17 protein-coding genes are annotated in these 17,733 nt (G+C 47.2%); 6 read left to right on the top strand and 11 right to left on the bottom strand.

Going from position 1 to position 17,733, the window contains the following annotated elements:
• Nucleotides 1-47 precede the first annotated feature (47 nt).
• The gene (locus H065_RS0114715; RefSeq protein WP_017813844.1) at nt 48-1,406 is read left to right on the top strand and encodes an MATE family efflux transporter; all 1,359 of its coding nucleotides are present in this window, start codon (nt 48-50) and stop codon (nt 1,404-1,406) included.
• Between the two features lie 184 nt (nt 1,407-1,590).
• On the opposite strand, the gene H065_RS0114710 is transcribed toward H065_RS0114715, so the two are convergent.
• The 6 genes from H065_RS0114710 to H065_RS0114685 form a co-directional block, all read right to left on the bottom strand.
• Entirely contained in the window at nt 1,591-2,460 is an 870-nt protein-coding gene (locus tag H065_RS0114710) for a DUF72 domain-containing protein (RefSeq protein WP_017813843.1), read from the bottom strand.
• 21 nt (nt 2,461-2,481) lie between these two features.
• Nucleotides 2,482-3,081, bottom strand: coding sequence for a TetR/AcrR family transcriptional regulator (locus H065_RS0114705; RefSeq protein ID WP_017813842.1), 600 nt, complete (start codon nt 3,079-3,081; stop codon nt 2,482-2,484).
• Nucleotides 3,082-3,389: 308 nt separating this feature from the next.
• Nucleotides 3,390-4,373: a 6-phosphofructokinase gene (pfkA, locus tag H065_RS0114700; protein WP_017813841.1), complete on the bottom strand. Its 984-nt coding sequence runs from the start codon at nt 4,371-4,373 to the stop codon at nt 3,390-3,392.
• A 16-nt stretch (nt 4,374-4,389) separates the two neighbouring features.
• The gene (locus H065_RS0114695; RefSeq protein WP_017813840.1) at nt 4,390-5,478 is read right to left on the bottom strand and encodes a tetraprenyl-beta-curcumene synthase family protein; all 1,089 of its coding nucleotides are present in this window, start codon (nt 5,476-5,478) and stop codon (nt 4,390-4,392) included.
• 449 nt (nt 5,479-5,927) lie between these two features.
• Nucleotides 5,928-7,130: a cytochrome P450 gene (locus H065_RS0114690; protein ID WP_017813839.1), complete on the bottom strand. Its 1,203-nt coding sequence runs from the start codon at nt 7,128-7,130 to the stop codon at nt 5,928-5,930.
• Between the two features lie 375 nt (nt 7,131-7,505).
• Nucleotides 7,506-7,703 carry a cold shock domain-containing protein gene (locus tag H065_RS0114685; RefSeq protein WP_017813838.1) on the bottom strand — a complete coding sequence of 66 codons (198 nt, stop codon included), beginning with the start codon at nt 7,701-7,703 and terminating at the stop codon, nt 7,506-7,508.
• Between the two features lie 151 nt (nt 7,704-7,854).
• On the opposite strand from H065_RS0114685, the gene H065_RS0114680 reads away from it, so the two are divergent.
• The 5 genes from H065_RS0114680 (at nt 7,855) to H065_RS0114660 (ending at nt 11,885) form a co-directional block, all read left to right on the top strand.
• Nucleotides 7,855-8,085 carry a hypothetical protein gene (locus tag H065_RS0114680; RefSeq protein WP_026136247.1) on the top strand — a complete coding sequence of 77 codons (231 nt, stop codon included), beginning with the start codon at nt 7,855-7,857 and terminating at the stop codon, nt 8,083-8,085.
• On the top strand, nt 8,049-8,282 hold the full coding sequence (locus H065_RS0114675) for a hypothetical protein (RefSeq protein ID WP_238557965.1): 234 nt from the start codon (nt 8,049-8,051) through the stop codon (nt 8,280-8,282). Before H065_RS0114680 ends, H065_RS0114675 begins: the two co-directional genes overlap by 37 nt.
• A 102-nt stretch (nt 8,283-8,384) precedes the next feature.
• Complete coding sequence (gene pepF / locus H065_RS0114670; RefSeq protein WP_017813835.1) at nt 8,385-10,175, top strand: oligoendopeptidase F; 1,791 nt, start codon at nt 8,385-8,387, stop codon at nt 10,173-10,175.
• A gap of 165 nt (nt 10,176-10,340) precedes the next feature.
• The gene (locus H065_RS0114665) at nt 10,341-10,694 is read left to right on the top strand and encodes a LapA family protein (protein ID WP_017813834.1); all 354 of its coding nucleotides are present in this window, start codon (nt 10,341-10,343) and stop codon (nt 10,692-10,694) included.
• Between the two features lie 153 nt (nt 10,695-10,847).
• The gene (locus H065_RS0114660; RefSeq protein ID WP_017813833.1) at nt 10,848-11,885 is read left to right on the top strand and encodes a M42 family metallopeptidase; all 1,038 of its coding nucleotides are present in this window, start codon (nt 10,848-10,850) and stop codon (nt 11,883-11,885) included.
• A 157-nt stretch (nt 11,886-12,042) separates the two neighbouring features.
• Here H065_RS0114660 and H065_RS0114655 read toward each other — a convergent pair whose 3' ends face one another.
• From H065_RS0114655 to H065_RS0114635, 5 genes are read right to left on the bottom strand one after another with little or no spacing between them, the layout of a single operon-like run.
• Nucleotides 12,043-13,998, bottom strand: a complete 1,956-nt coding sequence (locus H065_RS0114655) for an ABC-F family ATP-binding cassette domain-containing protein (RefSeq protein WP_017813832.1) — start codon at nt 13,996-13,998, stop codon at nt 12,043-12,045.
• Nucleotides 13,995-14,618 carry a TetR/AcrR family transcriptional regulator gene (locus tag H065_RS0114650; RefSeq protein ID WP_017813831.1) on the bottom strand — a complete coding sequence of 208 codons (624 nt, stop codon included), beginning with the start codon at nt 14,616-14,618 and terminating at the stop codon, nt 13,995-13,997. The genes H065_RS0114655 and H065_RS0114650 overlap by 4 nt, the downstream gene beginning before the upstream one ends.
• A 50-nt stretch (nt 14,619-14,668) precedes the next feature.
• Nucleotides 14,669-15,499 (bottom strand): DUF92 domain-containing protein, encoded by an 831-nt coding sequence (locus H065_RS0114645; protein ID WP_026136246.1) that lies wholly within the window; start codon nt 15,497-15,499, stop codon nt 14,669-14,671.
• Nucleotides 15,500-15,501: 2 nt separating this feature from the next.
• Nucleotides 15,502-16,125, bottom strand: a complete 624-nt coding sequence (locus H065_RS0114640) for a fumarylacetoacetate hydrolase family protein (protein WP_017813829.1) — start codon at nt 16,123-16,125, stop codon at nt 15,502-15,504.
• A 42-nt stretch (nt 16,126-16,167) separates the two neighbouring features.
• The gene (locus tag H065_RS0114635) at nt 16,168-17,601 is read right to left on the bottom strand and encodes a CapA family protein (RefSeq protein ID WP_017813828.1); all 1,434 of its coding nucleotides are present in this window, start codon (nt 17,599-17,601) and stop codon (nt 16,168-16,170) included.
• Between the last annotated feature and the right edge of the window lie 132 nt (nt 17,602-17,733).

Here is a 17,733-nt window from a genome sequence, read left to right as displayed (position 1 = left end):
TACCTGAGAGGATGCTTTATTAATTCTATTGAATGAGGTTTGTGAAAATGATACCTACTGCTACGTGGTCGCAAAAATATGGCCAGTTTCTCAAAATTCTGTTCCCAGTACTGGTTACCCAGATTGCACTTTCCCTGATGACGTTTTTTGATACCAATATGTCCGGTCATGCCAGTGCACAGGATTTGGCCGGAGTAGCGATTGGTTCCAGCCTGTGGGTGCCCATTCAGGCAGGACTCAGCGGCATACTCGTTGCTGTCACTCCTATTGTGTCGCAGCTGGTAGGGTCCAATCAGCGTGCGAAGATCAGTTTCAGTGTATACCAGGCACTCTTGTTATCAGTACTGGTATCTCTGGTCATATTAATCATTGGTATTCTGACCGTACAACCGATACTCAGTGCAATGAGTCTGGAATCCCGGGTTCATGAAGTCGCACTTCATTTTCTGATCGCATTGTCGGCAGGGATTGTGCCGCTATTTGGTTATACAGTGCTGCGAAGTTATATCGATGCGCTCGGTCAGACCCGCATTTCTATGCTAATTACACTCTGCTCGTTGCCTATTAATGTGGGACTAAATTATTTGCTGATTTTTGGTAAATTCGGATTTCCAAAGCTCGGCGGAGTTGGTGCAGGTGTGGCCTCGGCAATTACATACTGGTGCGTATTTCTGATTGCGGTACTGGTTGTCATATTAGCCGCTCCTTTCCGTGACGATCGCATCTTCAGCCGATATCACCGTCCATCCGGACAAAAATGGATAGAAATTCTGAGGTTGGGTGTTCCGATGGGGTTTGCGATCTTTTTTGAGACAGCGATCTTCGCCGGTGTTACCCTGCTCATGAGTCGGTATGATACATTAACGATCGCAGCCCATCAGGCAGCACAGAATTTCGCTTCCACGTTGTATATGCTTCCACTGAGTATCTGTACAGCTCTGACAATTCTGGTCGGTTACGAAGTAGGCGCAGGACGACTGAGAGATGCACGGCAATACAGTCTGCTTGGAATTGGTACCGCGGTGCTGCTGTCGGTATGTACAGCAGTCATTTTGCTGGCTTTTCGCTATCCGATATCGGCGCTCTATTCTTCCGATCCGGTGCTGATTGAGTTAATTGCCCACTTTATGATTTATGCCAGCTTCTATCAGCTGTCCGATGCTATTGCCACACCGGTGCAGGGTGCACTTCGGGGATACAAGGATGTGAATCCTGCCTTCTTCCTGACGTTTCTGTCGTACTGGGTCATCGGTCTGCCAGTTGGTTACTGGATCGCCAATTATACAAGTCTGGCTGCTTATGGATACTGGGTCGGACTGAGTATCGGGCTTGCTGTTGGAGCTGTAACTCTGCTATCCCGTTTGTTGTGGGTACAGCGCAAGTTCTACCGTCTTGCCAAGCATTAGCAAAAAAGCACTATTCCCTGAGGAAGAGTGCTTTTTTATTTTTGATAATACTTTGATTACCATAGCTGACCTGTACGCTATGAGCAAAGCTTATCCATTTAAAATTGGAATAGACATTCGCCATATGAATATTTAATCATTAATTTGAATATTTATTCCATCAACCTAGACCTCTACATATTTCCTATAAATCGAATAGATCCAGTTGCTCTGCTTCGGGCTGTTTCTCATAAGGAATTTCCGGCAATTGTTGTCCCAACATATGCATGAGCTGTCTGGCATTATCTGCAGCATCTCCACCCGAGTTATTGTTGAAAATAATGCATACTTCTTCGGATTGCTGTTCCAGACGCTGCAGCCGCGCTGCCCATTCTGCCAGTTCTTCCTCATTATAACGATACAGATAACGGACTTCACGCCAATTGGGCTGCCCAGCAGAATTCCAGCCGGAGATATTGCGGCCATGCATGCGTACTACCGTCAGACGACGATCGGTTGCTGCTTCAACGATCGGTACAGATCCTATACCAGCCTGCGGTTCATCACATACACTGTGAATCCATTTCTCCTGACGCATAAAGTTCAGCGTCCGGTCATGCATTTGGGAAGTAAACCAGCTCTGATGACGAAATTCAAGCGCACATGGATATTCTCCCATGCGCTCACGGATACGACGCAGAGTGTTAACATTTTCCTTCGTGCAATCAAACCACGGTGGAAACTGAAACAGTGCTGCCATCAGCTTATTTGCTTTTGCCATTGTACTGATCGACAAACGAAAAGCTTCGAACATCTCTTCTTCCGAATCATAGGGAATCTTGCCACGGGTATGGCCCGTCATTCCTTGATACGCTTTGACCAGAAAACGAAATGAGTCCGGAGTTTCCTCCGTCCATTTTTCCATATTACGCCGGGATTGAATGGCATAAAAAGAGCTATCCACTTCTACGGCCGGGAAGAGGTTGCTGTATGTGGGTAATTTGTGTTTGGAAGCCTCTTTCGTCAAATAGAGCGAATCATGGTCTCCCCAGCCTGTCAAACCGACTGTAATCATGAAAGTAATTCCTCCTGAAAACTATACTTTACTCTGATTCCGAGCCAGACCGGATACATACAGACGTACGATATTAACAGCTAGCTCTTCCGGTGTAATCTGACCTGGCAGCAGCTGTGTAAATACAATACGCTCAATCGTACCCACCAGGCATTCGGAGACCAGGTTCATGGGGATATCACTTGCGAAATTGGAATTCTGCTGTTCGTGCCGTAGCATTTTCTCGATTCCCTGTACCAACTCCAGCTTGATATCATTCGCATCCGGAGACAGATAGAATCCGATACGAGTCAGATCGGGATGGCTGTAAAAATACTCAAACATCGATTGCAGGGTATGACACAGTTGATCGAGTGCACTATGCTTGGCTCCATTCTGCTCCGGCAGCTGACTGTCATTAATCACAGCTTGCAGTCTGGAACGGAACATCTCTACCAGTTCTTCAAATACGGCATCCTTGCTTTCGAAATACAGATAAAACGCAGGCTGAGATAACTTAGCCTCTGCTACAATTGAGCTGACCTTTGTCGTGTAAAATCCATGAGTTGCAAATTGTTTGGCCGCTGCATGTAAAAGACGTAAACGGCTCTCCTTTCCTTTCGCTCCTTTTTCTCTCGCCAATGTGTGGTATCCCCCTTTACGGTTTCTCTTCATCCTGAGTAAGTAAGTTTAAGATGTAATACATCCTTCTATCTTATAGTACAATAATTTGCTGCTATCTTCTAACTTTTAAGCAAAATAATTACCGTTAAATTACAATTTCTTGCAGAAACGATACTCAAAATAGACTTGTATGTAATAATAATCACTGTTAGAGGAAGAAATACATACAGCCTGCTTCCGAAAAACGGGCAGGCTGTATCTATCTTCTATGATCGATCCCTGTCTAGCCGGTACACAATAAAACATAATCCAGGCTATCTTGATTATTATTGGGACAGGCGCAGAGCAAGCTCATACGTTGCATGATCGAATTCTTTTTTGCTGTTAACTACCTTGTCGATATCAGTCAGTACGAGTTCACCTTTGATAACGCCGCAGGCTTTGTCGGACTCGCCTTCGATCAGCTTGCGCACTGCAAAGTCACCGAGAAGACTCGCAAGGTTACGGTCACGCGGTGTTGGTGTTCCGCCGCGCTGGATATGTCCAAGTACGGTTACGCGTGGTTCCAGATTCGGATACTGCAGATGCAGCTGCTCTGCTACATCTTCCCCGCGTCCGGCACCCTCGGCCACGATAATGATACTGTGGCGTTTACCGCAGGCAAAGTTGTGATGCATGCGATCCGCAATTTCTTTGAGATCAAAAGGAACTTCCGGTACCAGAATGGATTCCGCTCCAGAAGCAAGACCTGCATGCAATGCGATATCGCCGCAATGACGTCCCATAACTTCAACGATGGATACACGTTCGTGGGAAGACATCGTATCACGAAGTTTGTTGATTGCATCAACTACTACGCCAACCGATGTATCAAAGCCGATTGTATAATCGGTAAACGAGATATCGTTATCGATTGTACCCGGCAGTCCCATCGTATTGATGCCCTGCTTGCTTAGCTTGTTGGCACCTTGATAAGAACCGTCACCACCGATAACGATCAGACCTTCAATACCATGCTTGCGCAGGATATCCGCACCTTTTTGCTGGCCTTCGAGTGTCATGAATTCTTTACATCGTGCCGATTGCAGAATCGTACCACCACGCTGGATAATATCGCCTACACTGCGCAGATCCATCGGGAAAATATCTTCATTCAGCAGGCCTTGGTAACCACGTTGAATACCGCATACTTCAAGACCATAATACAGACCGCTGCGTACAACGGCACGTACGGCTGCGTTCATACCCTGGGAGTCTCCTCCACTTGTTAATACTGCGATTTTTTTGACTGCTGATTCTACTGCTGACATTGTGATGTCCCCCTTGTTAATGTTCATACATATACTTACGAATCCAGCGGCTATTCACCATGAAAAAGACACGCGTTAACGGGCCTTTACGCATGAGACGCCTGGAGACGGTTCGCACTTCCTGCTGCTCACTCACTTTGGGATCCGATAAATACAAGGCTACCAATCCTTCGATAATCATGCGATGAAAAGAAGTTCCCGGAATACTGTTCACATCCCGGCGTGCCCAATCTACAATCTGTTCAATCCGTTCATACATCGTATCCGGCGAATCATAATAATTGCAGAAGTTCAGGTCACCACCACGGCGATCCTCTTCCTGGTCAATCACATAATCCAGCATAATATGCAGACAGCATACATGCGGGAAGTAAGCGGAATAAACCTGCTTGGCACCTGTATCATCCAAACCGAAGCCGCTTGCGGCAAGAAACAGCATAAACACACCCAGAGTCGATCCTGTCGCAGCAGCAAATTCATTCCATTGCAAATGAGGAGTACGGTATTTGTTCTCTTCCCACCAGTTAAGCAGGGCAGATTCTCTTAGCTCAGGAGCAATATGCTTGTGCACCTGCAAGTCACAATATAATCCTACCAGATCACGTACGTAAGGAAATACAGCATCATAATCAGGAAGCTTGCGTATGTTCTGCTGGCAGGTTGTCACCAGCGCTTCCAGATAGCCTCCATCCTCCTGCTCACTACGCAGCCTGTAATAATTCACTGGCTGTGCATCCGGTGTAACTGCGTCCAGCATCGACTGATGCAGAAGACGAAAGTCATCCGGATCCATTGATGTACTGCGATCACACAGATTATCAAGATAATCACTAATGGTCTGAAACGCGACGATCAACGGAAGCAGAATATGACGCTGGGATATGTTAGCCACCGCATAGATGGCTCCCCCTTCACAGTGAAACTGCTTGGTAGCGATACTTGCAAGCGCCTGTTTCCTGAGTTCCTCGTCCGGCATACGTTCTGCCATATTGCGCCAAACGTCCAGCTCCTGGCGTACCTCCGGCAAACCATACTTATAGACCCGCTTCATCAGTGAGATGGCATTGCGGGGAAACGGGTAACGACTTTGCATCATATCATTCAATGGGCTGCCTCCACATGGTTGTCTGTTGAACCTATCTCCATTATCATACATCATATTATTTACTCCCACAACGTGGCAACCCGTTTCGTCACACTGCGCCAAACCAGCTTTTCCCGTCATTTTCCTCCTTTTTACAGGGCTTGTGGGGAACGATAATCAAACCCACATTTTTCACAGGAAAAGTTAACAATAACTATTCAGATTAGTTGCTTTTGCAAGGAGCCATGATGAGAAAATCGAATTAAGCAACAATATACTCCAAATGTGAATTTGACGTTACACTGTACATAATTCTCTATTTTTTTGCAATATCAATCCATTTCCATGGAAAAATATCCTTATGTGTAATTAGTAGTCCTCGTCATCAAAGCAGATGCAAGGATACCATACTGCTTCTGTCTACAGCAGAGCAGCATGGTATCCTTAACAATTTAGTAATATTTTCCTGTTCAGAATCTGACAGGCAGTTGTTGTACACCATATACCATGGGGCTCGGCAGCAGCCTCAGCGATTGTCCCTGCTGGGTATGCAGATTCGGAAAATGGTCCAGGAGTACATTTAAGGCAGTTCGTGCTTCCAGACGGGCCAAAGGAGCACCCAGGCAGAAATGCACCCCCATTCCAAAAGCCATATGAGGATTGGGATGACGATCGATCCGGAACTGTCCAGCCTGTTCAAACTTGTGCTCATCCCGGTTGGCTGATCCCATCCAGGCTGTAATTAGCTGATCTTTGCGAATCATCTGACCGCCCAGTTCTACATCGGCAATGGCTTTGCGCACCATACCCTGTATAGGAGAGCGATAACGCAGCGATTCTTCTATCGCCTGATCCAGTAAGCTAGGGTTGTCCACCAGCTGGCGCCAGCGTCCCGGTTCTTCAGTCAAACAAATAATGGTATTCCCGATTAAATTGGTGGTTGTCTCATTTCCGGCCACGAGCAGCAGCAAACAGAAGCTGAGTAAATGAGGCAAGTCCAACTTCTCTCCTTCTACCTCGGCAGTAAGCAGTGCAGAAACCAAATCCTGCTGTGGTTCTTGCCGCCGCTGCTCAATAACCTTCATAAAATAACCATACAGCTCACGGGATGCCTGATTTTTGCGTGCTGCCAGCTGCTGCGGAGTTTCTTCCATGCCACTAAATCCTTCGACCAGCGTATCTGACCAACCTTTAAATAGCTCGCGATCTTCCTCCCTTACACCCAGCAGCTCGGCAATAACTATCACGGGCAGTGGAAAAGACAGATCACGGATTATATCCATACCTGCATCTGAGTCTACACGATCAAGCAACTTATGGGTGATCTCGGCAATACGAGGTCCCATTGCTTCTACCGCTTTTGGTGTAAAAGCCTTATTCACAATAGAACGATATTTTTTGTGCTTGGGTGGGTCCATCATTAACAGCATATCGGAATCCTGCCCACTCATTCCCCGCCGGGTCTGTGAGCTGAACGATTTATAATCGGACATGACCCGATGTACATCATCATAGAGGAACACATCCCAGCTTCGTCTTTCTTCATCATAATGAATTGGCGCTTGTCCACGCATCTGGCTGTACCATTCAAAGATAGAACCTGTCTCTTTAACACCTCGGGGTACAATCATATTTGGCGACAACATGGCGGATGCTTGATCCTTCGAATCCATTACATTGGCCTCCTTGCTTACAAATGAAGATACGGCATGAGTCCATGACTTTGGTACACCGTTGTCTTTACTTGTACTGACCCGTAAGCACTATCTTTGCAACATTTATTTGAGGATTTAATAAAATCAAATTGCATAGTAAGGAATGCGTAAGTTCCGTAGATTTTGAGAAAAGGCTCATCAAGAATAAGCCTATTCTTACTTTTTCCTCAACCGGCTTCTAGTTACTTTTCGGTAATATATTATGTATACAAGATTTTGGGCACAAAAAAAGCACAAGCTCCTTGCGAACAAGGAGTCTTGTGCTGTAACTAACATATGGATGACTAATCTAAGATGTTCAATGTATAAGTGATCCGCTAACGGATATCAGTCTTATAATTTTACAACGTTAGCTGCTTGAGGACCACGGTTACCTTCAGTAATATCGAACTCTACTGCTTGGCCTTCGTCCAAAGTTTTGAAGCCGTCGCCTTGAATTGCAGAGAAGTGTACGAATACATCTTCGCTACCTTCAACTTCGATGAAACCGAAACCTTTTTCTGCGTTGAACCATTTAACTGTACCTTTCACGTAAACAACCTCCTAGAAATAGCGCCATCTATGACGCATGTCTGTATTATATCGCAAACGATTTCAAAATGCAACGAAGTTAAAGCGTTTTGATTTGCAATTCCCGGGGGCAAAGGGTATGATTTTAGCAAAAGAACAGGGAGCTAATGAAATGATCAAAAAACATCAGATTTACAAAAAAGATAACTGGAACATGATGACTGTAGAGGTAAACGGACGTGAACTGATCCTCCGTGAAATCTCCGATGAATGGGGCGAAGAAACACATAAATTCATCAGCCGTCCGGAGATGATGCAATGGGCAAGCGATCGTTTTCCCAAAGAAAAATTCGATAATGAAGCGGAATGGGAAGAACTGATGAACGCCTTCCGGGAGGTCTGATTCGCCGGATGAATTATACTGCTATCGTTATTTTTATTATCCTTGCTTTCGTGCAAGGATTTGTATTGATTGCTTATAAGAATAGTATTCCGCCGCAGTTCAAGCGCTGGCTGGCGATTTTCGCCATTGTGATGCTGCTGCTGGCTTTTTTCCTGATGATCTGGGGATTATTGATGGCCGCCAATCCGGGTAAATAAGAATATGCACATTTCATTATTTAGAAGACATGAACGTGATGAACATGCTATAACACAACACATAATATTACATTACAACAACGATCTGAGGAGGAATTACTTATGCAGGAAGTACTCAAACGCTCTGAAGTCTCACCGGAAAATTGCTGGAACCTGAACGATATGTTCGCAGACCAACAGGCCTGGGACCAGACTTATGACGAAGTAAAATCCATGCTGCCCGAAGCCGAGCAGCTGCAGGGTAAACTGAACACGGCAGAAGCAGTCAAATCCGCTTTTGAACTGGAAGACCGGGTCTCTCTTCAGGTCGAACGGTTATATGTCTATGCCCATATGCATCAGGATGAAGATACAGCCAATCCTACATATCAGGCGCTGACCCAAAAAGCCAAAAAACTGAGTGTAGATGCCAGTCAGGCTCTATCCTTTGTAACACCGGAGATTCTGGGTCTGTCCGACGACAAGCTGGATGAGCTGCTGAATGCTCCCGAACTGGAACCTTATCGTTTTACGCTGCAAGAGATGAAACGCGAGAAAGCCCATGTACTGACACAAGCTGAAGAAGCACTGCTCGCTCAGGTTGGTAACCTGTCACAGGCACCACAGACCATTTTTGGTATGCTGAACAATGCAGATCTGAAATTCCCGAATATCATTGATGAAAATGGCAATGAAGTGGAATTGACGCATGGCCGGTATATCCAGTTTCTGGAGAGCCCGCATCGCGAAGTACGCGAACGTGCCTTCAAAGCTGTCTACTCCACCTACGCTCGTCAAAAAAACACAATCGCTGCTACACTGAGCGCCAATGTAAACAAAAACATCTTCTATTCTACCGTACGCAAGTATCCTTCCGTACTGGAAATGTCACTTTATGGTGATAATATTCCAAAAGAAGTCTATACCAACCTGATTGATACGATTCATGAAGGTCTGCCGATTATGCATCGCTATATGGCGCTGCGCAAAAAGCTGCTTGGTGTAGATGAGCTGCATATGTATGATCTGTTCGCTCCACTGGTAGAAGAATTCAAAATGGATATTACGTACGATGAAGCCAAAGCGATCGTAGCTGAAGGGCTTAAGCCGCTTGGTGAAGACTATCTCTCTTCCCTGAATAAAGGCTATAACGAAGGCTGGATTGATGTCTACGAAAACGAAGGTAAACGCACCGGTGCTTACAGCTGGGGCGCTTATGGTACTCATCCGTATGTACTGCTCAACCATAAGGATAATCTGAACAGCATGTTCACACTGGCTCACGAAATGGGTCATGCGCTGCACTCGTATTACTCTGACAATGCGCTCTCCTATCGTGATGCGCAGTATACGATTTTCCTGGCAGAAGTAGCTTCGACAACCAATGAAGCACTGCTCATGGATTATCTGCTCAAGAAATCCACCGATCCAAAAGAAAAAATGTACCTGCTGACCTATTATGCTGATCAGTTCCGGACTACGGTATTCCGTCAGACGATGTTTGCGGAATTCGAAATGCTGGTTCATGCACGGGCTGAAGCTGGAGATGCACTGACTCCGCAGGAACTGTCCAAAATCTACTATGATCTGAACGTGAAGTACCATGGTGAAGGTATGACCGTGGATCAGGATATTGAAATGGAATGGGCACGTATCCCCCATTTCTACAACAGTTTCTATGTATACAAATACGCTACAGGATTCTCGGCTGCAACCAGCTTCTCCAAACAGATTCTGGAAGAAGGACAGCCTGCTGTTGATCGCTATCTGGGCTTCCTGAAAAGCGGTGGCAGTGACTATTCTATCAACATCCTGACCAAAGCTGGCGTAGATATGTCTACACCGGAGCCGATTCGTGAAGCGATGAGTGTCTTTGAGAAACTGGTCAGCGAAATGGAAGAATTGGCGAAGTAAGATGCTTCCTCCCCCTGAAAGTGATCTATTTCCAGCTTTTTATTCGTATCCTTTTTAATGGTGCAAAATAAAACAAGCAGGAGATGTTTATGTCAGGTTCGAATACTTTATATAAGTGAATAGGGTGTTTACTGACCTTAGAACGATCTCAAGGGGGGTATTACAATGAAATTTCAATGGCTTTTAATTTTGGGACTAATTTTTGCGCTGATTATTGCGGTATTTGCCGTAATTAACGTAGATCCGGTACAGGTCAATCTGTTATTCGACATGGTACAGGTTCCTCTGATCCTGCTGATCCTTGGCTGTGCACTGGTAGGTGGTCTGATTGTAGGCTTTTACGGTATCTATCGTCAGTATCGTCTGCAGCGTCAGATCAAGTCGCTTCAGGCTCAGGTTACCGAGCTGAGCAGCACTTCCGCAACAAGCAATCGTACAGCTGCCAGTGATGTGAACTTTGATACGATGTACGACAAGACAGATGGTTCTTCATCTGATTTCTCCGAACGCAAATTATAATCCAGCTGTATTTCACTGTATGGAAAAATCCACTTGCTTGCCGGCGGTCTATACCTGCGCCGGAATGCAAGTGGATTTTTCATGACAATGACTTTATCTATTTTTTTCACATAATATCAACATAAATAATTGATGCAAAAAAGGAGATCTCCCATGTCTATTACTATCAATCGCGAATATGTATTATCCCTGCTGCATGAATTACTATCGACTCCAAGCCCTACCGGCTATACTCATCATCTGATTGAGCGACTGCGCGAAGAAGCTGACAAACTAGGCGCGTCCACTTCCCTCAATCACAAGGGCGGTCTGATCATTACGCTGGAGGGTCACGACTCCTCCCGTACTATCGGTCTTAGCGGTCATGTGGATACACTGGGCGCTATGGTACGATCCATCAAATCCAGCGGTACGATCCGTCTGAGTATCGTAGGTGGGTTCAATATGAACAGTATTGAGAATGAATACTGTACGATCCATACCCGCAGCGGCAAAACGTATACCGGCACTATTCTGACGACCAAGCCATCGGTTCATGTATATGATAATGCCGATCAGCATAAACGCACGGAAGAGAATATGGAAGTACGCATTGATGAACTGGTATCTTCCAAAGAAGATGTAGAAAACCTGGGTATTATGGTCGGTGATTATATTTCTTTTGATGCGCGTCCGGTTATGACTTCAAGTGGATATGTGAAGTCCCGTCATCTGGATGATAAAGCCAGTGTAGCTGCATTGTTCGGACTGCTGGAATCGGCACATACTCATAACTGGAAGCCGGTTCATCGCGTACAGATCCTTATTTCCAACTATGAAGAAGTGGGTCATGGTGCCGCTTATATCCCGGGTGAAATTGATGAAATGATCGCGGTTGATATGGGTTGTATCGGTGATGACCTCAGCTGCAAAGAAACTGATGTCTCCATCTGTGTCAAAGATGCAACGGGTCCTTATGATTATCATATGACCGGCAAGCTGGCCGAACTCGCACGCGCAGAACAGATTCCATTTGCCCTGGATGTGTATCCTCATTATGGATCGGATGCTTCGGCTGCCCTGCGTGCCGGCAACAATATCCGCGCGGCACTGATTGGTCCAGGTGTGCATGCTTCGCATTCCATGGAGCGTACACACAGTGACGCAGTTATCAATACGGCGCGCTTGCTGGGAGCTTATATTACGGCTTAATCGTACATTTAATCAGGCTATAGGCTTATCTTCTTAAAAGATACAATAAAGCCCCCTGGAATCTGCAGCTTCTCTAAAAGAGAGGGGTAGGCAGATCCCAGGGGGCTTTGGTTATTAATAATCTATTTTCGCTTGTATGCCATATGCCGCCAACTAATTATCCCTGCTGTTCGATCTTCTCGGCAAGTTCATTTAGATAGGTCCAGCGCTCCATCAGACGCTCCATTTCCTGCTCAGCAGCTGTCTGTTCATTCATGAGTTCCTGCAGACGTCCCGAATCACTGAAAGAAGCTTCCATTTCTGTTGTGATGCGGCTCAGGTTCTGCTCGGCTGCTTCGATCATGCTGTCGATCTGCTCGTACTCGCGCTGTTCTTTGTAACTGAACTTGATCTTGTCGCGGGAAGAGCTGCGTTTGCCCGAATCAGCGCTATCATTTGCAGCTGCAGAGTTGCTATTTTTAGCAGAAACAGCGGTTGATGGGCCAGCTTGGTCATTCCAGGCATCCATTTTGGCCAGATGGGCTGTACGTTCTTCATACTCGCTGTAGTTACCGGCATGAATACTGACTACACCCTGTCCTTCAAAAGCAAAAATTTTGTCGCAGGTACGATCCAGGAAATAACGATCGTGAGATACAACCAGCACGACGCCCGGGAAATCATCCAGGTAATCTTCCAGTACAGTGAGTGTAGTAATATCCAGATCATTGGTAGGCTCATCCAATAGCAGCACATTGGGTGCCCCCATTAATACGCGCAGCAGATACAGTCTGCGCTTCTCGCCACCGGACAGCTTGGCAATCGGAGTCCACTGGGCAGAAGGCGTGAACAGGAAGCGTTCCAGCATCTGGGAAGCGGTCACTGAACTGCCGTCCGATGTACTGACTACCTCTGCGACTTCCTTGATGTATTCGATAACCCGCATGGATTCATCCATTTCCTGATGCTCCTGGGTAAAGTAGCCGAATTTGACAGTCTGACCGGCAATTACGCTGCCACTGCTCGGAGTCAAACGGCCGGAAATCAGGTTAAGCAGCGTCGACTTGCCTCGTCCGTTGGGGCCGACAATACCGATCCGGTCACCAGGTACCGCATGATAGCTCAGATCATGAATCAGTTCGCGTCCTCCCAGAGTGAGGGATACATGTTCCAGTTCGACAATCTGCTTGCCCAGTCGAGAAGAGACTGTCGATACCTGCATATTATCATCACGACGTCCGGGTGCATCGTTCTTGATCTGCTCAAAACGATCAATACGGGCTTTTTGCTTGGTAGTACGTGCTTTGGCGCCGCGGCGAATCCAGGCGAGCTCACGACGGAACAGATTCTGACGCTTGTCTTCGGCTGCTGCTTCGCGCTCTTCCCGATCTGCTTTGAGCTCCAGATAGCGGGAATAGTTCGCTTCATACCGGTACAGCTGTCCATGATCCAGCTCCAGCATCACTGTTGCCACACGGTCGAGGAAGTAACGATCATGCGTGATCATTAGCAATGCACCACGGCGTTTTTGCAAATATTGTTCCAGCCAGGTGACCGAATCATGATCGATATGGTTGGTCGGCTCATCGAGAATCAGCAGTTCGGCTGGCTGAATCAGTGCAGAAGCGAGAGCAACCCGTTTGCGCTGACCGCCGGACAATGTACCCATCAGAGCATCATAGCGACTAATTCCGAGCTTGGACAACACATTTTTGGCTTCACTTTCCAGTGACCAGGCATCCAGTCGATCCATATCCTGACTGATACGTACCAAATGGTTCTGTACTTCTGTATCTTCGGGATGCAGGTCCAGCTGCTCCATTACATTCATATAAGCACTGACTGTCTGTAGCTCTTCTCCGCCACCTTCGAATACCTGGCGCAGAACGGTTGCATTGGGGTCATACGGCGGATTCTGAGCCAGATAGCGGATGCGTACGCTATTATTAACAACGACATTACCACTATCGGGCTCTTCCAATCCGGCGATGATTTTGAGAAAAGTAGATTTCCCTGTACCATTTACACCGATAATACCGATCTTGTCCCGATCTTCCATTCCAAAAGATGCTTGATCAAATAATATTTTATCGCCAAAGCTTTTGCTTAGCGCTTCTACCGTCAATATATTCATTCGGACTCACCTTCTTGGGAACGTTGTCCCGCTAATTGATCTTGCTTATTAATCTGCTGTGTACATCCTTCCAGAAACAGTCCTGCTACAAATGAAGTGCGTTCATGCAGTTCCTGTTCCGTAAATTCGGGATTGAACATAATATCCATCTTGACCCGGTCCAGCATTCCGATATATGATTCGGCACACCAGCGTGGCTGCTGTACATTCGCTTCGATCAGCACCTGCTGCACAATATCCATGTAACGGAAAATAAAATTACGCATATACTCCATCAATTCCGGATCATTATTTGGTGCGCGGAATACCAGCTTGGTATATTTCCTCCGTTCAAAATGATACGTTGTATGATGAGCTGCGATCACATGCAGTTTGTCTGCCAGCTGCCGGCAGTGCTGCAGCGCGTCCTGAAGCTTCTCCAGGAAATACTCGCAATCACGCCGGGTTACAGCCAGACATAATTCCTCTTTGCTTTTAAAGTATAAATATACGGTTCCTTTGGCAATTCCGGCTCGATGCGCGATGTCTGAAATTTTCGTCTCATAAAAACCGTCCAATCCGAAAAGTTCATAGGCAGCGTCCAATATTAATTCCAATTTGTCTCCTGTTGTGCCGCTCATCCGCCCACCTCCTCTATCTACCGCTTAATCCTACCCGGTGCAAGCTTAAGCTAAATTAAAAATAACAGTGCAGCCGCCCCACCAACAATGGAACTGACTGCATTCACCATATCATTGTTCATCCAGCGCCAGCCTCGTGCATGTATCGTAGGCTGACCACAGTGAACGGTAGTCTCTACCTGCTTGCCGCATACCGTGCAGCGGTACATTAGCTGTATGGTCGCTCCCAGATACGAATCGGCAAAACAACCTACCAGACCACCTACAAGACCTGCTGCCAGCATCAACCACCCGTCAGCAATCGATGCTGTCCCCGCTGCCATGCTGCTCGCAGCAGGAAGTGGTGATACCAGCGTGAACAACCAGGCCGCCAGACCGATAATAAAGCCCGCCAGAGCCGCCGCTGTCGTCCCGCGAAATGAGACTCCACCGGAAGCGCCCGGCTCCAGTACACGTCCATTTAGCACGGAACGAGGCGGTTTACGGCTGAGGCTACCAATCTCGGTTGCCCAGGTATCGGCCGTCACAGTTGCCATAATGCCTATAAAACCAAGTGTCCAGCCCGGATGGGGCCAGATGGCATTACCGATACAGAGCAGCATGCCCAGGCCTCCATTGGCAAATACCTGCCCGGCATCCCGGCGTGAACCTTTGGCATAATCCTGTTCCATACTTCGTTTACGCTCACGTTTCATTCGGGATAATACACTGCCGCTGATAAAAAATAAAATCAGCAGGCCGAACCAGAATAAATTGCCGGCTCCGTAATAGATCGTTCCCATAATAGTCGCAGCTATTGCTCCTGATGCGGATAACCAGTGCTTATGATAACCAAGCGCCGCAAGCAGTCCGGCACAGACTAAACCAATCAACCAATCCATCATTAATCCGTGATGCGGCAGGTTCCCATGGAATTCCCCGCGTAGATCAGTTCAAATGTGTCACCGGCTGCTGTAGGCCCCACACCTTCCGGTGTGCCGGTGAAAATAATATCGCCGGCTGCCAGACCGTACGTATCACCGATATGAGCAATAATCGTATCCAGTGAAAAAATCATATTCCGTGTAGAACCCAACTGCACCTGCTGACCATTTTGTAGCAGTGCAAACTCCTGATTCAGCCATGCTTCCTGATCTGGAAACGGGATAAACTCCGTTACCGGCGCAGAATTTTTGAACCCTTTGGCTGCAGTCCATGGATGGCCTTTTTGTTTCAGTACAGTCTGTACATCACGCAGGGTAAAGTCGATCCCCAGTGCCAGACCATTTACGAGCTGATCGGCTGTCATGCCCGGCTCGTAATCTTGTCCGATTCGTACAACCAGTTCTGCTTCATAATGAATGCCTCCCTGATTAAAAGGAAGCTTCAGCTCGGCATCCTCCAGCTTCACGGCAGCATGGGAAGGCTTCAAAAAGATCATGGGTGAGGTTGGAACCTCATTGCCCAGTTCCTCTGCATGAAGACGATAATTACGGCCTACACAGTATACGTTTTGAATAGCGGTCATTGAACATTCTCCTCTGTATATGAATTGGTTCGATCACGCAGATTATGAAATGGCATTGCCTTTGATATCAAATTGAATCGTACCGGACAGTGTCTGTAATCTTCGCAGCAGCGCTTGTCCCTGATCTTCCGCCATCGGTACCGGCTGACCCAGATTCGCAGTATACGGAATGACCTGCATGCTGCAATCTCCTTTGACCGTGCATCTGGCCTGGAATACAGCGGTATCCCAGGTCTTTTCCGTCAGGGAATGGGTGAAAATAAAATTACCGGTACTGTAAGCAATCCATTTGCCTTTGTACTGCTCCAGTCCCTGCAGCACATGTGGATGCCCTCCGATGACCAGATCGGCTCCGGCATCGACAAAGCGATGCGCCAGATCGTTCTGATGTGCAACTGTCGTATCCGAGCGTTCGACGCCCCAGTGAGCAATAACGACTACCAGATCGGCTTGACGATGGGCTTCCTGGATAGATGCTTCTGCAGCAGAAGCATCATAGGCCGTAGCTACGCCAGGCTGGTTGGCTCCGGCGTTCCAACTGGTCTCCGGAATAACACGACTGAAACCGAGCAGCGCGATTTTGATCCCTTTACGCTGAAAATACACCGGCTCATAGGCACGCTTGCTGTCATTGCCGGCACCGACATAAGCGATGCCGCTGCTATCCAGCTGTCTGATTGTATCCTGCAGACCGGTAATTCCCTGATCCAGAATATGATTGTTGGCCAGATTCACGGCATCAATTCCGGCTTCGGCCATATGCGGAAGCGCCTGTGGCGACGATTTGAACGCGTACGTTTTATCTGCAGCGGTCGTCGCCGAATCCGTCACCGGCGTCTCCAGATTCACTACGGACAGATCATCGGATGCGAACAGCTTGCGTACATACTCATACGGATAATCATACCCTTTTTGAGCCAGTAGTTCACCGACTTTACCCGAGAACATGACGTCTCCGCCAAAGCTCATCGTTACGGTCTGTCCGGATGGTGCAGCAGGAGTTGCAGGCTGCAGATCGGCTGAAGGCTCTGCTGACAGCTGATCCGGCTGGGCCTGAGAAGATGGATTCTGCGCAGGTTCTGTTTCAGTCGGCGCAGAATCATCCTCTGCAGATTCGGAAGGCTGGGAATCTTTTGCAGTCGAATCTGTCGTCGAATCCTGAGATGCTTCACTGCTATCCGCAGAATCCGTCTCGCTTTGATTGTCTGTATTTTCATCGGAACTCGGTCTATCTTCTGTTGCGGTATGATCTGAAATGCCTGGTGCAGCCAGTCTGGCTGGCTGATCAGCTGCTGGTGAAATCGCAGCAGTCTGCTGTCCCTTTGGCTGTGCAACATGCAAGTAATACGCTCCGACCAGGACAATCGCAAGTGCGAGCCCGGTATTCAGCATAATCCATAGCCGAATCCGGCGTCTGCGCCGCCTTTTGGCATCCAGTCTGTGTTGACGGGATTGTTCTGATCTCGTGGTATACATAGAATACTCCTTTAATTATACGTCCTGTCTATTATAGCAGGTTACACTTACAGGCGGAAAGAATAGCGTATCCACCGATAATGCAGTCTTCATAGATCACTCGTACTTATTTGGGAAAAGATACAAGATATA

Origin of the sequence: Paenibacillus shenyangensis (assembly GCF_000346635.1) — a bacterium.
Classification (GTDB): domain Bacteria; phylum Bacillota; class Bacilli; order Paenibacillales; family Paenibacillaceae; genus Saccharibacillus; species Saccharibacillus dauci.
The sequence above is the reverse complement of the archived record's forward strand: the minus strand, read 5'-3'. Positions and strand labels throughout refer to the sequence as shown.

What these genes read in the sequence shown, in the direction of transcription:
- H065_RS0114715 (WP_017813844.1), top strand. Translation starts at nt 48, where the DNA reads ATGATACCTACTGCTACGTGGTCGCAAAAATATGGCCAGTTTCTCAAA.
- H065_RS0114710 (WP_017813843.1), bottom strand. Translation starts at nt 2,460, where the DNA reads ATGATTACAGTCGGTTTGACAGGCTGGGGAGACCATGATTCGCTCTAT.
- pfkA (WP_017813841.1), bottom strand. Translation starts at nt 4,373, where the DNA reads ATGTCAGCAGTAGAATCAGCAGTCAAAAAAATCGCAGTATTAACAAGT.
- H065_RS0114690 (WP_017813839.1), bottom strand. Translation starts at nt 7,130, where the DNA reads ATGGATTCGAAGGATCAAGCATCCGCCATGTTGTCGCCAAATATGATT.
- H065_RS0114680 (WP_026136247.1), top strand. Translation starts at nt 7,855, where the DNA reads ATGATCAAAAAACATCAGATTTACAAAAAAGATAACTGGAACATGATG.
- H065_RS0114675 (WP_238557965.1), top strand. Translation starts at nt 8,049, where the DNA reads ATGGGAAGAACTGATGAACGCCTTCCGGGAGGTCTGATTCGCCGGATG.
- pepF (WP_017813835.1), top strand. Translation starts at nt 8,385, where the DNA reads ATGCAGGAAGTACTCAAACGCTCTGAAGTCTCACCGGAAAATTGCTGG.
- H065_RS0114665 (WP_017813834.1), top strand. Translation starts at nt 10,341, where the DNA reads ATGAAATTTCAATGGCTTTTAATTTTGGGACTAATTTTTGCGCTGATT.
- H065_RS0114660 (WP_017813833.1), top strand. Translation starts at nt 10,848, where the DNA reads ATGTCTATTACTATCAATCGCGAATATGTATTATCCCTGCTGCATGAA.
- H065_RS0114655 (WP_017813832.1), bottom strand. Translation starts at nt 13,998, where the DNA reads ATGAATATATTGACGGTAGAAGCGCTAAGCAAAAGCTTTGGCGATAAA.
- H065_RS0114650 (WP_017813831.1), bottom strand. Translation starts at nt 14,618, where the DNA reads ATGAGCGGCACAACAGGAGACAAATTGGAATTAATATTGGACGCTGCC.
- H065_RS0114645 (WP_026136246.1), bottom strand. Translation starts at nt 15,499, where the DNA reads ATGGATTGGTTGATTGGTTTAGTCTGTGCCGGACTGCTTGCGGCGCTT.
- H065_RS0114640 (WP_017813829.1), bottom strand. Translation starts at nt 16,125, where the DNA reads ATGACCGCTATTCAAAACGTATACTGTGTAGGCCGTAATTATCGTCTT.
- H065_RS0114635 (WP_017813828.1), bottom strand. Translation starts at nt 17,601, where the DNA reads ATGTATACCACGAGATCAGAACAATCCCGTCAACACAGACTGGATGCC.